The sequence below is a fragment of the Bacteroidota bacterium genome (assembly GCA_016715945.1).
Classification (GTDB): domain Bacteria; phylum Bacteroidota; class Bacteroidia; order Bacteroidales; family F082; genus JALNZU01.
Map to the genome: position 1 here is coordinate 650877 of JADJXJ010000001.1, position 22233 is coordinate 673109.

General features: G+C 41.2%; 16 protein-coding genes and 1 tRNA gene. 2 read left to right on the plus strand and 15 right to left on the minus strand.

Translation table 11 applies throughout. From position 1 onward, the window contains the following. Positions 1 to 15: 15 nt before the first annotated feature. Positions 16 to 891, minus strand: a complete 876-nt coding sequence (locus IPM52_02365; protein MBK9290468.1) for a pirin family protein — start codon at positions 889 to 891, stop codon at positions 16 to 18. A gap of 210 nt (positions 892 to 1101) precedes the next feature. Between IPM52_02365 and IPM52_02370 the strand changes: the two genes are divergently transcribed. Then, positions 1102 to 1175, plus strand: a tRNA-Asp gene (locus IPM52_02370). A 737-nt stretch (positions 1176 to 1912) separates the two neighbouring features. Here IPM52_02370 and IPM52_02375 read toward each other — a convergent pair. The 14 genes from IPM52_02375 to IPM52_02440 all read right to left on the minus strand — a co-directional run bounded on the left by IPM52_02375 (position 1913) and on the right by IPM52_02440 (position 20608). After that, the gene (locus IPM52_02375) at positions 1913 to 2824 is read right to left on the minus strand and encodes an IS3 family transposase (protein MBK9290469.1); all 912 of its coding nucleotides are present in this window, start codon (positions 2822 to 2824) and stop codon (positions 1913 to 1915) included. A 2-nt stretch (positions 2825 to 2826) separates the two neighbouring features. Then, the gene (locus IPM52_02380; protein MBK9290470.1) at positions 2827 to 3162 is read right to left on the minus strand and encodes a transposase; all 336 of its coding nucleotides are present in this window, start codon (positions 3160 to 3162) and stop codon (positions 2827 to 2829) included. Positions 3163 to 3849: 687 nt separating this feature from the next. After that, a complete protein-coding gene (locus tag IPM52_02385) occupies positions 3850 to 7080 on the minus strand; it encodes a type I restriction endonuclease subunit R (GenBank protein ID MBK9290471.1) in 3231 nt (1076 codons plus the stop codon). Then, a complete protein-coding gene (locus tag IPM52_02390; protein ID MBK9290472.1) occupies positions 7077 to 8036 on the minus strand; it encodes a virulence protein RhuM/Fic/DOC family protein in 960 nt (319 codons plus the stop codon). The genes IPM52_02385 and IPM52_02390 overlap by 4 nt, the downstream gene beginning before the upstream one ends. Positions 8037 to 8055: 19 nt before the next feature. Further along, positions 8056 to 8496, minus strand: coding sequence for a GxxExxY protein (locus IPM52_02395; GenBank protein MBK9290473.1), 441 nt, complete (start codon positions 8494 to 8496; stop codon positions 8056 to 8058). 29 nt (positions 8497 to 8525) lie between these two features. Continuing rightward, the gene (locus IPM52_02400; protein MBK9290474.1) at positions 8526 to 9671 is read right to left on the minus strand and encodes a restriction endonuclease subunit S; all 1146 of its coding nucleotides are present in this window, start codon (positions 9669 to 9671) and stop codon (positions 8526 to 8528) included. Further along, entirely contained in the window at positions 9668 to 10213 is a 546-nt protein-coding gene (locus IPM52_02405) for an ORF6N domain-containing protein (protein ID MBK9290475.1), read from the minus strand. Before IPM52_02405 ends, IPM52_02400 begins: the two co-directional genes overlap by 4 nt. Before the next feature lie 4 nt (positions 10214 to 10217). Further along, positions 10218 to 12356 (minus strand): N-6 DNA methylase, encoded by a 2139-nt coding sequence (locus IPM52_02410; GenBank protein ID MBK9290476.1) that lies wholly within the window; start codon positions 12354 to 12356, stop codon positions 10218 to 10220. Positions 12357 to 12891: 535 nt separating this feature from the next. Continuing rightward, entirely contained in the window at positions 12892 to 13947 is a 1056-nt protein-coding gene (locus IPM52_02415; GenBank protein ID MBK9290477.1) for a DUF1848 domain-containing protein, read from the minus strand. Then, positions 13947 to 16061 carry a hypothetical protein gene (locus IPM52_02420; protein MBK9290478.1) on the minus strand — a complete coding sequence of 705 codons (2115 nt, stop codon included), beginning with the start codon at positions 16059 to 16061 and terminating at the stop codon, positions 13947 to 13949. Before IPM52_02420 ends, IPM52_02415 begins: the two co-directional genes overlap by 1 nt. Continuing rightward, positions 16058 to 17116 carry an ATP-binding domain-containing protein gene (locus IPM52_02425; protein MBK9290479.1) on the minus strand — a complete coding sequence of 353 codons (1059 nt, stop codon included), beginning with the start codon at positions 17114 to 17116 and terminating at the stop codon, positions 16058 to 16060. Before IPM52_02425 ends, IPM52_02420 begins: the two co-directional genes overlap by 4 nt. 15 nt (positions 17117 to 17131) lie before the next feature. Continuing rightward, positions 17132 to 18439 carry a hypothetical protein gene (locus IPM52_02430; protein ID MBK9290480.1) on the minus strand — a complete coding sequence of 436 codons (1308 nt, stop codon included), beginning with the start codon at positions 18437 to 18439 and terminating at the stop codon, positions 17132 to 17134. 974 nt (positions 18440 to 19413) lie between these two features. Then, the gene (locus IPM52_02435; GenBank protein MBK9290481.1) at positions 19414 to 20262 is read right to left on the minus strand and encodes a LexA family transcriptional regulator; all 849 of its coding nucleotides are present in this window, start codon (positions 20260 to 20262) and stop codon (positions 19414 to 19416) included. A gap of 175 nt (positions 20263 to 20437) precedes the next feature. Continuing rightward, complete coding sequence (locus IPM52_02440) at positions 20438 to 20608, minus strand: Lacal_2735 family protein (GenBank protein MBK9290482.1); 171 nt, start codon at positions 20606 to 20608, stop codon at positions 20438 to 20440. Positions 20609 to 20929: 321 nt separating this feature from the next. Between IPM52_02440 and dinB the strand changes: the two genes are divergently transcribed. Continuing rightward, on the plus strand, positions 20930 to 22075 hold the full coding sequence (gene dinB / locus IPM52_02445) for a DNA polymerase IV (protein MBK9290483.1): 1146 nt from the start codon (positions 20930 to 20932) through the stop codon (positions 22073 to 22075). The last annotated feature ends 158 nt before the right edge of the window (positions 22076 to 22233 follow it).

Consider the following 22233-nt stretch of genomic DNA (forward strand, 5'->3'; position numbering starts at 1 on the left):
ATTTAGGTGTTGAAATTATTCTTCGAGGTATCCGAATTTCCCGCTGCGGAATTCTTCGTAAGCCTCCACGAGCTGGGTGCGGTTGTTCATCACAAAAGGTCCCTGAGCTGCGATGGGTTCGTTGAGGGGCTGGCCGGACATTACCAGGATAGTTGCCTTGCTTTTGGCTTCCATTGTGATGTGGTCGCCTGCACGTTCTAGCAAAACAAAATGGTCGGTAGGCACAGTTGTGTTGCCATTGATAAGGATGCTGCCCTCCACCACGAGCAGGGCAGAGGTATATCCTTCGGTGAAGTGCAGGCTGGTGCTTTGGTGCTCATCCAGGAATACATTCATAAACAGCACGGGGGAAAAGGTGCTGGCCGGACCTTTTTGGCCAAGGTATTCGCCTGCAATCAGTAAGGCATATCCCTGGCCTGGCAGATCCACGCTTTTGATGCGCTCGCGGGTAATATGTTGGTATTTAGGAGGTGTAAGTTTGTTTTCGGCCGGCAGGTTGACCCAAAGCTGGGCCATGTGAAAGTATCCCCCGGCCCTTGCAAATGAAGCTTCGTGGTATTCTTTGTGCAACACACCTGCTCCGGCGGTCATCCATTGAACCTCACCTTCGCCAATGGTGCCTCCGCCTCCGCTGCTGTCGTGGTGCGCTATACGGCCTTTGTAGGCTATGGTCACAGTTTCGAAACCCTTGTGCGGATGCACGCTTACCCCGCGCGGACGATCGGTGGGCGGAAAATAATGTTTCGAATTGTAATCCAGCATCAGAAACGGATCCATCCGGCGCATGTCGAGGCCGGGCATCGACGGAATAAAGTTGTGCACCCTGAATCCATCGCCGACAAAATGCACGGGAGGCGGTGCTACCAATTGTTCAATCTTTTTTATCGTCATTGGGGACATTTTACATAGACAATATCGATAAGGAAACAACTAAACAAAGATAATGTTTATTATCAGACATCATTTTCTTCACAGAGATGACAAAAGACCAGTCAGGCGAAGCTGGAAAAGAAAAAAATCGCCTGAAATCAAAAAAACACTTTGTGGTTTCGGAAAAGTGCGTATATTTGCAGCTGTTTTTAGCAAACGTTCTTTTGATCCGGATCGGTAGTTCAGTCGGTTAGAATACGTGCCTGTCACGCACGGGGTCGCGGGTTCGAGTCCCGTCCGGTCCGCTAAAGCTGTCTCATGAAAGGCAGTCCCGTCCGGTCCGCTAAAGCTGTCTCAAAACGAGGCAGCTTTTTTATTTGCTAAGCCGCTTTGCGAGATTATAATACGTGCCTGTCATCTCGTCAAGGGACTTGACGAGACGGGTTCGAGTCCCGTCCGGTCCGCTAAAGCTGTCTCAGAACGAGGCAGACAGCTTTTTTATTTGCTAAGCCGCTTTGCGAGATTGGAATACGCGCCTGTCATCTCGTCAAGGGACTTGACGAGACGGGTTCGAGTCCCGTCCGGTCCGCTAAAGCTGTCTAAAGAGGAGTTTTTTTGCCTTGGAGCCTGTCATTAGGACTGACGAGACGGGCGTCCGCTAAAGCTGTCTCAGAACGAGACAGCTTTTTTATTTGCTGAGCCGCTTTGCGAGATTGGAATACGCGCCTGTCATCTCGTCAAGGGACTTGACGAGACGGGCTCGAGTCCCGTCCGGTACGCTAAAGCTGTCTCTGTCTCGTCCTAAAAAAAGTTGACACTTTTTTGATGACTCGCCTGACACAAATTTACATTTTGTTTTTAGTCCTAAATCCGCTTAACGATTTTAATTTTGCATTGCCGATGAAAGCGGAAGTGAGCAATGCTGAGGAGCAACTCACCAGGAAATAAGTCGGTGGCTGACGAAGTAATTCGTTTATGAAGCCGGGTAGCAATATCCGGCTTTTCGTTGAATTACTTTAGAAGCCCCAATGCCTCAAAAAACCTAAACCTCTTCCATATCCACTTGCTTTTGTTTAGGTTGATAATAGTTCTTCCACAAGCGTTTTGGCATTGTACCATTGTTGAGGGAATGAGCCTCAAAAGGCGTTAGGTTGCCTATGCTGCTGTGTGGGCGAAGATGGTTGTAGGTGCTGATGGCAATAGCTACCGCTTCTTGAGCATGTGCAAAGGATTGGAAGCTTTCTTCCAGCAATTCTGTTTTCAGTATGCCGTTTACCCTTTCGGCAATGGCGTTTTGCAGCGGGTCGCCATTCTCAGTCATGGATATTTTGATGCGGTTTTTTTTCAGTATTTCCACATACTCATGGCAGCAGTATTGCACGCCTCTATCGCTGTGGTGGATTAAACCTTTGGTGTTTGGATTGTTTTTCAGTGCCTGTTTCAGTGCCAAAGTAGTGCCTTTTGCCGATAGGGTTTTATGAAGGCAAAATCCCACAATCTTTCGACTGAAGGCATCTGTAATCAAGCTCAGATAGCCAAAGCCATCGCCAATAACAATGTAGGTGATATCACACACCCACAGTTGGTTGGCAGCAATGGGAATGAACTCTTTTATCAGGTTGGGATACTTTCGGTAAGGGTGGTCGCTATCAGTGGTTTTGGCTTTCCTTCTGCGAACGCGAACCAGCAAACCATACTCCCGCAACACATCAAAGAAGGCATCTCTGCCCATACTGATGGTGTGTTGCTGGAGGAAACTGTCCATCATACCAAAGAGTTTCCTGCCTCCAATTCGCTTTTGCAGCTTTCGGTGGCGAAGCACTTCCTGCACAATCAGTTCCGCTTGAAACGCCTCTTTTTCCTGTTGTTTTTGGTACTGATAATAGGCTTGCCTGCTGTAACCAAGCAATGAGCAACACAAACCGGTTACCCGGTCAGGCTCCTGCTGCTCCACTTTCAAGACTGCTTGGTGCCATGCTTTTTTCGCAGGTCAATGCCGTATTGCTCCTTGCCAATATCCACCAACGCCTCCAACAGCTTGTTGTAAAGCCTTGCCTGCCGCAGTTCATGCTGCAATAGCTTTACCTCCTTAGGTAAATCCTCCATAGGCTTTACATCCGCTTGTTTGGACGGCTTCAGAGATTTGGTGCCCTTGCCCTTAAAATCCTGAACCCATTGATGTATGATTTGGAAACTGATGCCATACTTGGCTTGCAAATGGCGGTAAGTGCCACCGCCCGACAGGTAATCTGCTATTACCCGTTCCTTTAATTTTTGATCGTACTTTTTCATCTTTTCTTGTCCTAATTTAAGTTGATTTTTTGTCAACCTATTTCAGGACGAGACACTCAAAACGAGGCAGCTTTTTTATTTGCTAAGTCGCTTTGCGAGATTGGAATACGTGCCTGTCATCTCGTCAAGGGACTTGACGAGACGGGTTCGAGTCCCGTCCGGTCCGCTAAAGCTGTCTCAAAACGAGGCAGTTTTTTTTCTTAATCTGTTTTCTTGTTCTTAAAAAAAACTCCCAAGCGGAAACTGCTGAAAGTTTTTAAACATCAGAACGACGAGCTCAATTCTTCCTTGTGAGTTGGCTGGGCTTCTGCCGGAATATCAGGCGCTGCCCCAACGGTCGAGTGTAAGTGCCGTAAGGGATTGCGGGTGATTTCCTATCAAGTTACACGAAAAGTTAAAGCAGACTTCTGACCTTCGCATACCTCTGAAACCCTTATGGCATTTACACTTTGTTGGCAACTCGTGTTCATTCATATCCGTCTGTTTGTCATTTATTTAGCTTTATTTTTCTTGTCATTATCAATCTGCACTAAACTATCCATAAAGCACAAGTTTATTTTGTTTTTTTGAGCGTTGGACAAAATGGCTTTGCCAAAGTGCATTGTAAAGGCGGAAGCTCTTCCCGCAAACTTTGGATTTGGGTTGGCTTTGAGCGGTTTGCGGGATGTGCTTACGACTGTGCGTTGGCTAATATCGTCCGTAAATACTCATTCCTCCTCCAAAATATTGATGTTTTAAATGTTCATATACTAAGTTCGTTTTTAAGTCAATGTCGTCTGTCTGATAAGTCGGGTAGGGCAAAGTTTCAAACAAAGTCTTACTAACAGTATTAAAAACTGCTGCTGCTGTTACTGATTTGTCAGCCCATTGCTCAACTTTCAATTTTTCTTGTTTCAGTTCTTCAAGTAGCTCAATAGAGATTTTCTTGATTTCGTTTTTCTCTTTTTCGGATAACTTTTTACCGTGTCTAAGAATGTCGAAAATGGCTTTTTGCTCGTCTGTCAATCCTTCTCGTTTGGTGTCGGCTTCTTCTTCAGAATAGGAGTTTACGAGTTCAATCAATTTTCTAAAAGTTTCCTTAATTACAACTTCGTCTTTGCCTCTGTTATATTCTTCAATAATTTCCTGATAGCGTTTGTAATAGTCAACGGTCAAAGGGTTGCGTTCTACCATTCGTTTCAATTGCTTTTCAACTTTGTCTTTAAGTGATTGAACGGCTGCATTTTTATTTTTTGTCTTTAAGAAGTATTGTTCCAACAAATCAAAGTCCAATCCGCTTAGGTCAATGATTTTTTCTTCATTGTGTCCGGGTTCTGCAACCATATTTTCTATGGATTCATCAACCACATTCTGAATTTTTCGCATTAGCTCGGCAACGTCAGCACTTTCAATATTGTCTTCAATAGCGGTGTAGATTACATCAATGGCGTTCTTTCTCGGAGCATATTGATTTAGAACCTTGTCCGGTTGCAGGGCTTTGTATATCTTAAAAACCTCTCTTGCTAAAATCTGAAATTTACGTTTGGTTTCGTCATTGGTGTAAACAGCGTTTACGGCTTTTTCCATGGCAGCCAATTTGTGTAAACCGTCTGCCTTAATGAGTTCCTGTAAATCGAAATTCACCTCATCTTGCAGAAAGACTTCAGTCGCTTCTAATGCTTCTTCCAATTGTTTGATGAGTTCTTCTTTTGGCTTTACGGGTGGCTCTGGTTTTTTGCCTCCACCGCCTTCGCCATCTTCACCACCTGAACCATAAATTGCTAATGCATCCAACAAGGCAGTGTAAGTTTCAATGTAGTCCACAATCAAACCATTATTTTTTCCTTCGCTGATTCGGTTGGCTCTTGCAATGGCCTGCATCAAAGTATGCGACTTCAACGGCTTGTCTAAATACAAAGTGGAAAGGGTAGGCACGTCAAAACCCGTGATCCACATGGCACAAACTATCACAAAACGGAAAGGGTCATTTTCATCTTTAAACCTTGTTTCAAGGTCTTGGGTGTTCATTTTCTCTCGGTGTGGCTCAATGTCTAAATCCCATTTCTGAAACTTTTGTATTTCGTTTTGTTCCGGACTCACTACCACACAAATTTCCGTTTCCTCTATCCATTGCAGTTCACGACTCTTTTCTAATAACTCCTGGTCGCCATATTTTCCTTTGGCAACCTCTTTTTCCAATTGCTCCACATATTTTTTCCAATGCCCGGTAATCAAATCATACATTCTAACGGCAGTAAGTTTATCCAATGCGATAAACATTCCTTTGCCTTTGTAGCCACGGTTGCAGAAATGCCAAACAACATCTTTTGCAATGGCATCTAATCGTTTCTTTGCTGTAAGTATCGGATATTCCCGTGCAAATAGCTGTTCGACCCTGCTGCGTTGATCGCTGTCCAAATCTTCGCTTTCGGCATCTATTACGGCTCTTATTTGCTCATTGATTACAGGATTTTTCAAACCCAAATATTCGCCTCTGTTTTCATAGTAAAGTGGAACGGTTGCTCCATCATCCACACTTCGTTTGAAGTCGTAACGAGAAACATAATCACCGAAAATCCGCTTGGTTATTTCATCGTCTTTGAAAAGTGGTGTGCCTGTAAAGCCGATAAATGAAGCGTTTGGCAAAGCATTACGCAAATTCATTGCTAATTGACCGCCTTGTGTTCGATGAGCTTCGTCAGAAATGACAATGATGTTATCCCGCTTGGTAATTTCTTCTTCAAAATTGAATTTGTGAATAAGCGTAAACAAATAGCGGTGTTCTGAGCTGAGCAATTCTTTCAAATGCTTTCCGCTGTTGGCTCTCAATGAATCTGTTGCCCCTGCACGAACAACCGGTACTGCACCCACACCACTAAAGGTACCATAAATCTGTGTGTCCAATTCGTTACGGTCGGTTACTATTAAAAAAGTATAACTGCCTGTAAACTTGTGGTGAATTTTCTGGCAGAAGAAAACCATCGAATACGATTTTCCGCTTCCCTGTGTATGCCAAAACACTCCCAGTTTTTGTTTTTCCTCTAAACTGATTTTTCCTTGCCGGTAGAGTTCCTCCTTGTGCTTAATGTTTTCAATCGCCTTGTTAACACCAATAAACTGATGGTTTCGGGCAATTAGTTTTACTACTTTGCCCAAGGAATTATCAAACAGAATGAAGTTCTCAAACAAATCTAAAAAGCGTTTCTTCTCGCAAACGCCTACAATTATTCTATCCAATGCAACAATGCCTTCGTCTTCCTCTGTGATGCGTTTCCATTCGTGGAAATGCTGATACTTGCCTGTAACACTTCCAATGCGGCTTTCGATTCCATTGCTCAAAATCACAAAAGCATTGTAGTAAAAGAGTTTGGGTATTACGTCTTTGTAATCGGTGAAATTATCGTTGTAAGCGTTTTCTAATTTTCGGTGGGCTGCTTTCAGTTCTATGAACAGAAGCGGAATACCATTTACAAAGCCGATAATATCAGGTCTGCGTTCACGGTTGCTTTTGCCCTGAATCCATAACTGGCGAACAGCCAGAAAGTTGTTATTTTCTGCATTGTCAAAATCAAAAACCCTGAGTGTTTTGTTCTTAACCTGCTCGCCTTTTTCATTGATAAAGTCAACTGGAATACCATTACGCAGCAATTGGTATTTTTCGTAATTGATTTCTGCCAATGACCTGGTGATGCTTTCTTCAATCAGTTTTTCGTATGCCTGGTTGTAGGCTTGTTCGGGCAGATTGGGATTGAACTGTTTAAGCTTTTCAAGAAATATCTTTTTGAGCACAACTTCTTTTTTATTCAGTCTGCCCAATGTGCTGCCTTCGCCAAAGCTCTCTTTGTTGTATGACAATAGCGTATCCCAACCCAACCGATTGAAAAATAAATCAATCGCTGTTTGCTCTATTAACTTATCTTCTGAGTATTCCCAGGTCATATATTTCTGTTTAAAATACTGATGATTAACTGCTTCACTGTTTCCATTTCTTCGGGTTTGCTGGTGGCTACAAAAAGGGTAATAGCTGCCAATGCTTCATTGCTGATAATTGGTTCTTTGTTTTCTAAATAAAGCAGCCTGTTTTTCTCCAAAAAGTACAGAAAGCAGGCTGCCGCAATGCGTTTATTACCGTCAACAAACGAGTGATTTTTTACGATAAGATATAACAGCGTTGCTGCTTTTTCTTCGATGCTTTTGTATAATTCTTCGTTTCCAAAGGCTTGGGCAATTTGTCTTACCGAACTTTCAAAACTTTGATCTTTTGGTTTGGCGAATACATCAGAAGCAAAGGCCGGCTTCATTCTGGTAATCACATCCAGATATTCTTTTACATCGGGGTACACTGTTTGGCGGATGGTTTTGCCTTTTGAATCTAATTGTTGGTGGTCGAAGTCATCGAGCAATTCAAGCCCTTTTGCAAAAATTTGCAGCATTTGGCTGTCTTCTTGGGTGGCTTGTTGGGTAATGGCACGGCTTAAAATGCGAATACCTGTTTTGAGGTACTCCACCTGTTGCTGTTTTTCGGCCAGGCGTTTTTCATTAATAGCGTAGCCTTGTACAAGATAGTCTTTTAATCGTTGGGTTGCCCATTGCCGGAATTGGGTGCCCCGAATTGATTTTACCCGATAGCCAACGGATATTATGACATCGAGGTTATAGTATTTTGTTTTATACTTTTTGCCATCTGCGGCAGTTGTCAAGGATTCCTTGACAACTGAATTTCTTTGCAACTCCTTCTCCTTGAAGCAGTTGTTGATATGCAAGCTGATGTTTTGTTTGGTTTGATTGAATAAAGAAGCCATTTGCGCCTGCGTAAGCCAAACAGTTTCCTTTTCAAACCGAACTTCAACTTCGGTTTTCTTGTCAGGGGTTTTATATATGATTATTTCACTCATACTTCTATTTGTCCGTTCATCAATTGTCTGAACTCTGATTTATATTGATTTTGGGATTACCCTGATTTTTCTGCTTAAATTTGCTGTTGAGCAGTCTTTTGAACTCTAAACTTTTTGCTCCAAAATTGATAAGTAAACCTACTTCAAGGTCATAGGCTTCCAAGTAATTGATAGCTTGGGCAAAATGAACATCTTCCAGTTTGATGATGGCTTTCAATTCGACCGATACTACGCCTTCCACCAGAAAATCTACCCTTCGAGTTCCTATCTTTTGATGCTTATAATAAATGGGCATCTCATACTCTCGGGAAAAAGAAATCCCGTTATCTGCCATTTCGATTTCTAATGCTCTTTGATAGATAACCTCCTGAAATCCATTGCCCAACGCACGATGCACTGCCATAGCACAACCAATGATCTTGGATGTCAGCTCTGAATATTTGTATTGCTTGTTAATCATACTAATCATTTAATCAGCTTAATCATAGTTCAGACTTCTATTTGCCCACTCATCAGCCTCGGTAATAAAATATCCCGTGCCTCCCGGAGTTTGGTGTTTTGTTTTGCCACCACAAAAATTAATTTCATCAAGCTTTCGACCTTTTTATTGAATTCTTCAATTACATTTTTTGATGGCCAAAGAATTCTTAATGATTTTAAACTTTCTTGATTTATTCCAGGTTGAGCGGCATTTGCATTTAGTTGCTGCATCTTATCAAAGTAAAGTTTCTGATAAAGGGTGAAGAATAAATAATTCTGATAAAGTTCATCTTTACTTCTCAATAAGAAAACGTGTTCGTTTACGCAGCATTTTTCGTGCGGAAAATCGTCTTGAAACAAAGTTGTTTTACCGATGTATGCACCATCTTTGTAAATTAGAATATCCTTATTTTCTATTTTGCCACGATTCATATTTTCAAAGAATGCTTCGGTAATCAACTTTTCACTTTGATAATTATACTTACCCAAACCAATCACATTCTCTGCTCCAACACTTGCAATTCCTTCTTTTAGTTCTTTATCAATGCCTCCTTTTGGTCTTGAGCCAGATTCCAATTTTCCGTAAATATCCCCGATAGACTTTATTGACCATCCTTTTGGTAAATTCTGGGGTTCCCTGTCACCAAACTGATATTCGCCAAACTCAATTTTGTAATGCAGTTGAGCCTTCTCCTCCAGCAACTTAATCCGCTTCAAATTATTCTCTATCAAATCATCATAAGCCGATAAAATGGATGCGATTTTGCGTTGGGTGGGGAGGGGGGGATAAATAGAACTTTGATCGTAAGCTACATTTCTATTTAACCCAGGAACAGCCGCATCACTATTGAGCTTGTTCAAACCAAGTGTTTGAAACTTGTAATACAGAAAACGTAAATCATACCCATCTTTCGGAATTACATAATATGAAGTATCAATTGGAAAGAAATTTCTTTTTTCGTAATAAACAGTACCAACACTTCCCTTTCTTCCGATAATAATTCCGGGTCCGTCAATCAAATAATTAGTATGTGTGCCAACTTCACCAGCTGAACCATATACTGGATAATCGCCTGGAATTCTTGAATCTGCAGTTAAACTTTTTCCGTAGGCTAACTCACAGACATCAGCAACTTTTAATTTCTCCCACTTCATATCACCACTTCCTTTTTAATTTGTCCCAACATCATATCCAAAATATTACCCTCCAATTTCGAGAAGGCAAACCACTTCTTCCCCAAATCTTTCAAAGATGCACCCAAATGGTACAACTCCTTTTGGTCAATCATCAAAAAACGGTCGTGGCTGGTTTTTAATTCCTCAGAAGCATTATTTTGCAGAAATTTTCGCATGGCAACAAAAGCTTGCATAATTTGGATGCTGGCAATAATCGCCCTTTCTGTATTTAGAACAGCGGAAAGCATTGCTACGCCTTGTTCTGTAAACACAAAAGGTAGCGTTCGTCTTCCTCCATGTTCTCTTGAGGTTCCAAATTGGAACTTCAAGTTTGTCCATTCTTTTTCAGTCAACTGAAACATAAACTCTTCTGGAAATCTGAGAGGGTTTCTCTTTACCGCTCTGTTAATGAATTTGGTTTCTGTTTGATAGATTGAAGCTAAATCACTATCGAGCATCACCTGAACACCTCGAACAGAAAAGATTTGATTTTGAATATTTTCTTGTTTTACTATTTCCATAACACTAAATATTCAAGGCTTTATAATTCTCACTAATCAATTTCGCCAAAGCAATGGCTTCTTCGTTCAATCCGTCCAGTTCGATGTGTATTTCGTTCAGGCGTTCTTCGTAGTCAAAGTCCTCATCGGTGCTGGTGTCCACACCTACATATCGGCCCGGGCTCAGGCTCCAGTCTTTGGCTTCTATTTCTTTTAGCGTTACTACTTTGCACAGTCCTTCCACATCGGTATAAACACCTTCGGGGAAGCGGCTTGTGAGCCAATGGGCTTGTTTGTAGAAATACTCGGTTTCGTGCAGCAGCCCTGGTTCTTCCTCATCGGGGTTGCCGCTGAGTTGTTGTTGCAGGGCTTTCAGAGGCGCAATGCATTGCGCCTGTACATCCAATGCTTTCCAATCTTTGTTTTTGCTCAGTTGATATTCTTTGGCGGCTGTGCTAATGGCATCCAGCAATTGCTTAATGAGTTTGTCTTGTGGTTTGCGGAGTGTTTTGCACAAGTGGGCGGCCCTCTCTAAATCTCCCCCTGCAGGGGAGACTTTTGAATCAATCTTTATTAGTTCATTTTGTTGTTCGTAAATGCTTGCGGTTTCTTCAATTTTTAGGGCATCTACAAACGCATTTGCTTCTTTATTTTCTTTGGCGTATTTGGTGGCAAAGTCGCTAACGGTTTTCAATACTTTCTGCAATTGCTTTTGCAGTTCGGTTGTTGCTTCGGCTGTTTCTTTGGCTAAATCGGCAGAGGTTTGCAAATAGCTTTTTACGGTACTTTCAAATTTTTGGGTATTGCCTCTATACAGGTTTACAATGCAAATCAGGTTTTGCAATTGCTCGGGGCTAAAGTCGTTTACTTTGGAAGTAACTTTTCTGTAGATCTTCCTTGCATCAAGCATCAATACTGTATCCCTTCTGCGTTTCGGCAGTTTATCAAGGTCATCACGAAAATCAGCTAAATCATAGTTCAGACTTTCTTTTGCACGGTCAAAAAACCACAAGGTGCAAGGCAATGAACGGGTATAGAAAAAGTTGTTGCCAATGGCCATCATCACATCTACTGCGCCGGTTTTTACCAATTTTTCCCGTATATCTTTTTCGCTATGCCCGGCATCGCTGGCAGAAGATGCCATTACAAAACCTGCTCGCCCGCCCCGTGAGCTTGCCGAATGGGGTTTCAGATAGTTGTAGAAATACTGGATCCATAAATAATTGGCGTTGTCGTTTTTCGGGAGGTTCACTTTACCGTCCAACATCAGGCGTGGGTCTTTCTTAACGGCATCTTTGGCTTTGTCCACCCCGTCAACATTAAAGGGTGGATTTGCCATAACAAAATCGCACTTGCCTACGAGGTTGTGTTTGTCCTCGTAAAAAGTATTTCCTTCCTGTATGTTGCCTTCCAGTCCGTGCACTGCAAGGTTCATCTTTGCCAATTTGGTATTGAGTTCGGCTTTTTCCTGTCCGTAAAATGTAACTTTCTCGGCAGGTTTCAGTCCTTCGCTTTCAATGAAATAGCCGGTTTGCACAAACATACCCGCACTGCCGCAAGCCGGATCGAACACAATTCCGTGGTCGGGTTCAATGACGTTTACAATGGTTTGCACCAAACTCATAGGCGTAAAAAACTCTCCACCTTCCTGTGCGCCTGTCATTGCAAATTTGTTGAGGAAGTATTCGTAAATCTTCCCGAACAAATCGCCTTCGGCTTTTTGCAACACTTCTTTATTGAAAATGCGGAGCAGTTCCCGCAACAGGTCTTTACTGAAAATAGAAAAGTTCTTTGGCAAAACTCCTTTGAGGTTGTCGTATTCATCCTCGATCAGTTTCATAGCGTTGTCAATCGCTTCGCCTATGTCAACACTTTCGGGCAATGAAACCAAATAGTCAAACTGTGCCTTATCGGGGAGGAACATTGCATTGCGTTCTTCAAAATCTTTTTTGGTAACGGGTCGTCTGCCACGCTGCGGATGCACAGGCAAATCTTTTTCCACTTCTACTTTTACTTTCTGAAAGCGGTTGTAGGCGTGTCGTAAAAATATCAGTCCCAAAACAGGCATTGAGTATTCCGAAGCAGTCAGTTTACTGTTTGCTCTGAGTTGGTCTGCGGCTCTCCACAGTTCGGCTTCTAATTTTCTAAGTTGTTTTCCTTGCATTTATTCTTTCAGTGTCTTGTTAATATGTCAAATTTATCACTTATATCGGTGCGTTGACAAAAAACGGCTCTTTTGGTTTTGCGAAGGGTCGGAATGTGTGTCGGGCAAAACCAAATCCCGAAGGGTCGGGACAAGTTGTGCCATTTGTGAGGCTGGCTAAAATTACTCGCTTGTTTAATTATTCTTTTAGCGGTGCTCGTGAATGCTTCGCATTTGTTTTTAAAAAATGTGCGGTGGGAAAAAAATATAAAACATAGGGTCGGTCAGCGTGTTGGTTTAGATGCTGTCCGTTTATAATATCGTTTCTATGTCTTTGGTCACCTGTCAAAATGGTTTACTTTTTTCTGTTTCTGTCACTCGTTAGTTTGTCGTGTTGCTGTCTTAATACACTTGCTGCCAACGGTCGAGTGTATGTGCCGTAAGGGATTGCGGAGTAGTTTCCTGTCCACCGACACGAAAGTTTAAGCGGGGTACAATGCTCGAACACCAACTGAAACCCTTATGGCATATACACTTTGTTGTGTGTTCGGGCGTTTTATTTAATGATACTTTCGTTATTGTCATTGTGAAGTTTTAGGTTTTTAATTACAGTTTCTTTTGAAGTGTTTGCGTAACAATAAGTACATAAATGATTGCATGTATTATACATACCGATGTCCTTACTTATCATACATCCACATGCTTTTCTTTGTCCTTTGTCCTTTAATTTTTCAGCAGATAATGACATTTTATCAAATTCATTTCCAAAGAGTGTATTATAATCGGGCAATTTTCTGTAATTTAAGTAATATACAAGTTCTTTATCATCTGCAAATATTTTCTTCATCAATTCACCATCAATACAACGGTTGTGAGAAATATTATACTTATCTAAATCAATCTCTTCAGCACACGTAGCTAATGAAATTTCCCATCCTTCTTTTTTCCAGTGCTCTTGCATTTTCATTAAACCTTCAGCAATCTCATTCATTTGTATTGATGAAGGTTCTGTGCATTTTATTGTCTCTTTATTAAATAGAGAAGTTTCTTTTACAAGATTTCGCTGTACTTTTTGATAACTATTTATATCAATAAAGCTAAAGACTAACTTATCAGTAAACCCTTTTAATTGATTTCCAATATTCCAAATTCGTTTTAATATCTCACGTGTTGTTAATTCAGATGTTAAAATGATTGGGTCAAATCTCCATATTACTTTTTCTTTGCCAATTAATGAACTTAATTCTTTAAAAGTGTTAATGCGTGATGTAAGTGGAGGAATTTTTGGTTCTAGGTTTTCCTTCTCATAGTCATTAAGTGTATATTGAAAATAATAATGAATACCAAAACTATCAATCTCTTTAAGGTATGGGATTAAGGATTTTGGGTTTTTTGTCCAGAATACTATAACCTTACAATGTTTGAATGAAACATATAGAGGTTGTTGATTAAAAGGATTATACCAAACAATGTGCTCCTTTTTTATTCGATTAATAAGCCATTCAGAAAAAAATGCTGGAATATCAGTTGAACGAGAAGCAGAGATTATTACCGGAGACAGCGATTCTACTTTGTAACCAAAATCATTTATTATTTGGACTTTATCGTTCATTATCTTAGATATAATTCTCTTAATTTTCGAACTATGGTTTCAACTTCCAATTGATTTGCATATTTTTTCTTTACAATGTAGCGTTCAAATGAATCAATTACAGATTTATTGTCTCTAAGAGCTTTAGCATAATATTGAGAGGAGCTTCCTTTTTTGTACTCTTCTTGAAACCAATCTAAGTCTGTTTTAAAAGTTTTCTTTAGCTTTTTAGGTATCAGCGTTTCAATGAGATAATACACACTTGAATCACTATAAAAATCCTTTCCGATATCTGGTTTCATTTCATCGAACAATGAGGTTTCTATTTGAATTGTCTTTGATGTTTCAGGTTTATAATCCAAGGCCTCTTTGATTTTTTCTACAGCTTTTTTACCAATGCCTCTTATTTTACTGACAGAAATAAAAAAATTCTCATTAATAACTTTATGATTCTTTTCATATAATTCTGAGATACTATTGAGTTGTTCAGGTTTCAACTTACAACCTTTAAGTTTTCTTATTAAATCTGAATCATCTGACTTTAATGTAATTTGTTGATTATCTTCTTTGGGAATAGTAGGTTGGGGTTCTAAGAGTTTTGGTTTATCTAATTGTTTCTTAATTTCAGGCCTTTCTAGATTACCTTCCAATTCAATAGAATGTAATTGTTTAAAAATATGTTTGTAAACGCGTGATATATATTCAAGGTCATTTGATTCGAACAATTCATTTGTCAATGTTTTTGGCATATTGGCAAACCCAAAAATAATTCCCCAAAGACTGAAAGCAATACGAAAATCGCCTATTTCATTTGCAATTAGATAATCTTCTAATTTATCAATGTCTGATTCACCCTTTTGACAAAAAGCTGCAAAAGATTCAAGTGTAAGATTATTAACTGATTTTAACTCAAAAGCCGAGTATTCATTTAAGTTTCTTAACAATCCGTTAATGTATTGCTGCCAAGGGCTGCCATTCCATTGCTCTTGTAATTCATCTTTGAAAACCTTTCCCCCTGATTTGGCAAATTCATAACGTGATTGAATAAATTCATCACCACTATATGCTTCTTCTAAATACTCATTAAATAATTTTGTTAAAAATTCTTTTTGACCAGGGATGTTAATAATTCTGTTGTTTTGAATTATAGGCAAAGAAGCTGGGTCAGTTAACTCTCTTTTTTGTTTATTTTCAATAGTTAATAATATATTATCAAGGTTTTGTGTGTAATTATTGAATGCAAGGTCTTTATCTTTTGAAGATGCATAAAAAGGGGAGATTTGAAGTTTTGAAAAGTTATTTTGACGTACCCAGCTTTCCCAAAGATTTTCTTGTGTTAAAATGGAATAAAAATCACATTGGTATTCTGCTGATTTTTCTTTTATTATAAGATAGATGAATATCTTTTGTAGTCTTTCGTTAATAGATTTATAAAGTGCTCGTAATTGTTCTTCCTGAGCATAAGTTGCCTTCCCATCAGGACTTGTAATGATAGCCGATAGAGTGTTTTTTAAGATTCGAACAAGCTTTTTTAGAGAAACAACATCAGAGGAAAGAATTCTGTTTGAAGCTATAAGATATCCATATAACAGTCCTTTTAGCTTATTAATTCTGCGGTCTTTTGATATGAAGGATGAAATATCGTTTCTTGAATCTTCTAACTCTGTTTTGGTCCAATTAAAACTTTTTGGAAACTTTTCAGATTCGAAAATTGTAAGGCAGTTTTTATAAAGCGGAACCATTTTGGTTTCGATTGCCGGCTCAGATTTTGAAATAGTACTAATTAGTTCTTTATTATTTCGGAAAATGAATCTTGTAGTAAAAGGATTTAGGTAAATAGTTTCGTCAGCAAAATAATTTCCATTGTTTTCTTTTATTATATCTTCATTTACATATCTCGAATCAATCTCAATAACCATTGGGTAATTTTCTAATTCATTATCAGATATTTCAAACACAGGGAATTCGTTATAAATAAGAATTCGATTATTAAGAGGGTTCGGTCCCACTTTCTCAAAACGTTTATAACCAAAACCACGCTGTAAATAAAAACTTGCAGGCGATATTGATTCGCTCGAAATTATATTATTAAAATTGAGCGATGATGTTGGTATATATAATTTTTCTGGTATCATAATAATTCAGTATCAGAAGTTAAACTTGTTTCATACAAATCCTTAGGAACAGGATCAAAAAAATTTGACAAATTGCCAGAGTGCATAATATACAATGACTGATAAGTGCGAGTCAGAGCAACATAAAGTGGATTTCTGTCATCTTCACCTGAACAAGTGCATTCAGGAATAAAAACCGCTTCAAATTGAAGTCCTTTTGAGCTGTGATAGGTCATAATTTTTGGATTGTCCGAGTTAAAATTTAAATCAATATCTTCTCTAACTTTAGCTTCAACATTTAATCTCTTATTTTTTAAATAATTGGCTGCTCTTTCAACAAGGGGATTGTTTCTTAATAAAATGCCAACATCAACAAAATTTCTATTTTTAATGATTTCAGCAATAACATCAAGTTGTTTTTCAAATGTTGGATAATAAAGAATCTTAGGTTTTTCTGTACCTTCATTCTTGCAACGAATTTCTAAACTGTCTTTTTGAATATTAATATACTCTGCAATTCGTGCAACTTTCTTGGGTAATCTGTGATTGAATACTAATTGCTCCAAAGGAAAGCTTGTAATGTAGGCAATCTCTTCCATAGTAACTGTTTTTCTCCCTTCAATAAATTCATATAGCTGCTGTGCGGAATCCCCATAAAGTAGCAATGCCTTTTTGGCCTTATTTTTAAACAGAAGGATATCTTCCCTGGTAAAATCTTGAGCTTCATCTACAATAATATAGTCATAACTTCCTTTTCTCCAATCTCCTTTTTCCCACTTACCATTATTCTTACTCCAAAAAAAGCATTTATTATAAGTATCAACATTACCTAATTTAATACCTATTTGAGTAATCCCATCTGACATATATTGCTTAAGAGCATTTGTGAAAACAATAAACAAATATGAGCCTTTATTCTCATCTTGTATTTGCTTGGCTTTCCAAAGCGCAAGAATAGATTTTCCACTTCCAGCACAACCACTAACAATTAGTGAATTATCTGTTCTTTTATTTATGACCTTTACTTGATATTCATCAAGTTCAGAGTCTTTTACGTAAAAACTTCTTCTCGGCATAATTCTTTGTTTTTATTATAGTATTACGTTTTGGTTATAAGGACTTAACATAAAGGCATCCACGGTCATCTCTCCATTTTCTGTAAAAGGACAGATGTTTTCTTTGTTGATTAATTGCCTTGATTTTTTTACTGTAGAATTTATTATTTCTTGTTGTAATTGTTGTGAAACAATCATCCTGTAAGCAACTTTGCTTTTATCATTTGATTGTTTCGAATGCGTAACAAAAAAAGTTTTTTGATGAAAACAGTCACAAAAACAATCTCCGCTATGAACACCGCATTGTATTGGTATAAGCGTAGAGTATCTCTTTAATTCTCTTAAAGCTTGATTTACCTGACTATTCATTAGAATAGGATTATATGTTGCATGGTTAGATTTTGTAGTTACATCTAATAGCAAACATACACCATTATCTGAAAGTAATGGTAAGAACTTTTTTACGAAATCGTAATAAGAATTAACCAATCTCCCTTTTCCCATTGAAACAATCTCATTGATAAATTTGAAAGAAAGAATGAAATCAAAGGATTGTTTGATGTCGTTGACAATCTGGAATTCAGCAATATTGCTAAATACAATTTGTATTGTAATAAGGTTGATTTTTTTTGATGATTGATTTTTAATTCGGTTTATGATTTGTTCAAGAATGGTCAATGTTTCATTATTGCCATCAATTGCGAAAATAGTGACTTCCGAAACATTTTGCAGATGCTTTTGTATTGCTGTAATTAATCCGATTATATCGCCACCAGTACCACAACCAACAGATAAGATATTTAGATTTTTAGACGCAGCAGTAGCTTTCTGATATCCATTATTTTCAAATAAATTATCAAATATGCAGAATGATTCGGCATAACTTCTAGGAAAATAGGTTCCCAAATACTTTCTTATTTCTTCTCCAGTCAAATCAAGGTTATACTCAAATCGCTGAAAATCTGGTGCGTATATAGCTTTTAACTGATTGAAAATAAAGTCATCAATGTATGCAGGTAGCCTTGTATCTGTTTTTAAATACTCAATTTTCTCATCTTCAATTTTGTATTTTTCCTTAACAGATGAACTGTCAGGTTCAATAATTCTTTCTCCTTCAAACCAGTATAAATATTTTCCGTTTTCAAAAATAGCTTTCCCAATAAATACTTGCAGTCTTTGTTTTAATGAAATGTCATGGCAACAAACAATGAACTTATGTGTGAGTTGAATGTCTTTTGTCCATTTCGGCAATGTATCAAGACAACAGTCAAACACTTCAAAAGAAACAGTTAGTCTTAATGAATTAAATATTTCTTCAATATGTTTAATCAAGTCACTTTTCATTGTTTTGATGTCTTTTCACGCCTGACACACAACTCGTTTATAAGTATGACAAAATCATCCTTATACCACCACAAATGGGTGTATTTGTATGACTACTCCAGGTTTTCTCATGGTGAACAGGCATAAGGCTGTAAGAATAACCTGACATTGCCTGCACTTTTAATACGATGCTCCCTGAGTTCCTCATGCTGGTTTGGTAATATATACCTCCCAAAGTTAAAATTTTCTCCATAATCCCCCAACATAATGTTAACAAATCATAATAAGCTTTCGTTATACTCTTTGTATCAATCATATGCCGACTCGAATACGCTCTAACCCCCCAAACATAACCTCCACCCACGACAAAATCTGTCGCAACCTAAATTTTTCCCCTCGCCAAAGTCGCTCAAGTCGCCCTCTCGTCGCCACCGAGACACAGCCTCGCCCAGTCTCCCCTTCGCCCAGTCTCCCCCTCGCCCAGTCTCCCCCTCGCCAAAGTCGCTCAAGTCTCCCTCTCGTCTGCTCCTATCGTCGCCACCGAGACACAGCCTCGCCCAGTCTCCCCTTCGCCAAAGTCGCTCAAGTCTCCCTCTCGTCTGCTCCTATCGTCGCCACCGAGACACAGCCTCGCCAAGTCTCCCCCTCGCCAAAGTCGCTCAAGTCGCCCTCTCGTCTGCTCCTATCGTCGCCACCGAGACACAGCCTCGCCCAGTCTCCCCTTCGCCCAGTCTCCCCCTCGCCAAGTCTCCCCCTCGCCAAAGTCGCTCAAGTCTCCCTCTCGTCTGCTCCTATCTTCGCCACCGAGACACAGCCTCGCCCAGTCTCCCCTTCGCCCAGTCTCCCCCTCGCCAAGTCTCCCCCTCGCCCCCTCGCCAAGTCTCCCCCTCGCCAAAGCCGCCCCCTCGCCCAGTCTCCCCTCGCCCAAGTCGTCTGACAAGGTATTAGGTGCGTTGGAAGGGAAGTGGATCGCAGACTTTGGTCTCGCGGCTTTTTCAAATGTTCAGCTTAAGCTGGATAGCTTTAACTTCCTGACGCAACTGGCTGATTTGCTCTTCAATTGGTGTGGGTGTGTTGGGTGGATGGGGCATCTGGCTGGCGATGTAGTGGACGAATTTCCAGACTTCGCGCACCTGGCTGATGTGCAGTTCGTAGGGTTTGTATTCGGGATTGAGCGAATGCAGGATGAGTATGCCCTGGTCGGCGATGCGGTTTTCGACAATTTTAAAGACGATACCTTCTTCGCGGGTAAGGATGATGTAGGGCTGATGGTTTCGGATCTGGTGCCAGTCGACCACATATTCGCCTGTGACAAACGATTTGTCGGGAATGGGCAGCATGGAGTCGCCACTGATCTGGAAGGTGCGGTATTTTTTGTTGCGCGAGAGGAAGGGCAGGTTGAATGCAGGCAACACCTTAATATACTCAGGGTCGGCATAACCGTTGGTGTAGCCGGCTTTGGCTTTTTCGTCCACCAGCTCCACGTTTTCGTTGTTTTGTTTGTCCACAGTGGTGGCCAGCACCCTTAGCTGGCTGCCTTTGACGTACACATCGTATCCGCGTTCGAGCTGGCGCAGATGCAGCTCGCTCAATGCCCGGAGATCGACCTGAAGCATGGTGTCGATGGCGATGTTAAAAAACTTGCCAAAAGCAACAAGGGCTTCCAGCGAGGGTTCGGCCAGCTGGTTCTCGTAATTGCTCAAGGTGCTTCGCGGCATGCCCAGGGCAAGCGCCAGCTCGTCCTGGGTGAGGCCACGGCGTTTGCGCAGCAGACGAAGGTTGGTGCTAAAACAGGTCTGACCCTGAGGCTTTTGTGCTTCTGCCGAAACTCTTTTCCTGCCCATGACAAAAAATATTTTTCCAAAGATACATCAATCCAATCAAAAATGATTAAATTTTAGTCGGAAAATTTGATTAAAAAATAATCATGGACGGAACTAATCGGGTGTATTCGGTGATGTTGGGTTTTTGCATGGGTTCGGAGCTGTTGGTTAGCCCGTTGGCTGAGCCGGGGCCGACTCATGCGTTCTCCATGGCATCGATGCGTTTGAGCAGCTCTTGTGCTTCGGCAAAAAGGCGGTCCGACTCGGCACGGTTTACTGTGGAGAGGGCATGCGATTGTTTGAGGAGCTTCTCGTACTGCGCGTACAGCTTGTCTTTTTCAGATTTCTTGCGGAATAGTCCAAACATGGCGATAGCGTTTTTTAGTGTTTGCAGTGCTTTTAAAACAACAGAAAATAAACGTGTTATGTTCAGGGATTGTTCACGGCTTTCGGATAAGGAAACAAGGATTCTCATGACCAGGGTAACGATCCGACTCACCGTTCAGAATTCATGATTCATGATTCAAAATTCAAAATTCGCAGCTCACCGTTCAGAATTCATGATTCATGATTCAAAATTCAAAATTCGCAGCTCACCATCAACTATTCACTGATTCACTATTCACTATTCACTATTCACTATTCACTATTCACTATTCACTGATTCACTACTCACCACTAAAAAGCTATGGAACGCACGATTGTACACATGGATCTCGACACTTTCTTTGTTTCGGTAGAGCGGCTGATCAATCCGGCGCTGGAGGGTAAGCCGGTCATCATCGGTGGTTTGTCCGACCGGTCGGTGGTGGCCAGTTGCAGCTACGAGGCGCGTCGTTTTGGGGTGCATTCGGCCATGCCCATGCGTTTGGCGCGTCAGCTGTGCAGCCAGGCTGTTTTTATCCGGGGCGACATGGAGCTCTACAGCCGTTACTCGCGTCTGGTAACCGAGATTATCGCCGACAGTGCACCGCTTTACGAGAAGGCGTCCATCGACGAGCACTACCTCGACCTGACCGGCATGGACCGTTTCTTTGGTTGCTACAAATGGGCGCACGAGCTGCGGCAGCGGATCATAAACCACACCGGGCTGCCTATTTCGCTGGGCTTGTCGGCCAACAAGACTGTTTCGAAGATTGCTACCGGACAGGCCAAGCCCAATGGCGAGCTTCAGGTGCGTCAGCCCCAGATCCAGCCTTTTCTCGACCCGCTCAGCATCCGCAAGATTCCCATGGTTGGCGATGCGGCTTACCGCCTGCTCCGCTCCATGGGTGTGGCTACCATAGGCACCCTGCGTCAGATGCCTCCGCAGATGGTCGAACAGGTGCTGGGCAAAAACGGCCTCTCGGTATGGCGCAAAGCCAACGGTATTGACCCTACACCGGTGCAACCTTACACCGAACAAAAATCGATGAGTGCCGAACATACTTTCGATCAGGACACGACCGACCTTGTGGTGCTGCGCCGGACCCTGGCCCACATGGTCGAAAAGCTGGCCTTTGAGCTAAGGAGCAGCCGCAAACTGGCCGGCAACGTGACGGTGAAAATACGCTATGCCAACTTCGATACACATACCCGGCAAAAACAACTGCCTTACACGGCTTTCGATCATGTGCTGTTGCCGGTGGTGTACGAGCTTTTCGACCGCCTTTACGAACGCCGCATGCTGGTGCGCCTTGTCGGGGTGCGCTTTGGCCAGCTGGTGGGCGGGGTGCAGCAACTCGACCTTTTCGACGACCGGCCCGAACTCACCAACCTCTATCAGGCGCTCGACCGGGTGAAACACCGTTTCGGCCCCATGGCCGTGCAAAGGGCAGGAGGGATGGGGGGGTGAGGGGGGCTGGGGGCTGGGTACTGGGTGCTGGGTGCTGGGTGCTGGGTGCTGGGTGCTGGGTGCTGGGTGCTGGGTGCTGGGTGCTGGGTGCTGGGTGCTGGGGGGCTGGGTACTGGGGGCTGGGTGCTGGGGGCTGGGTTGTGGGTTCTGGGTTAGGG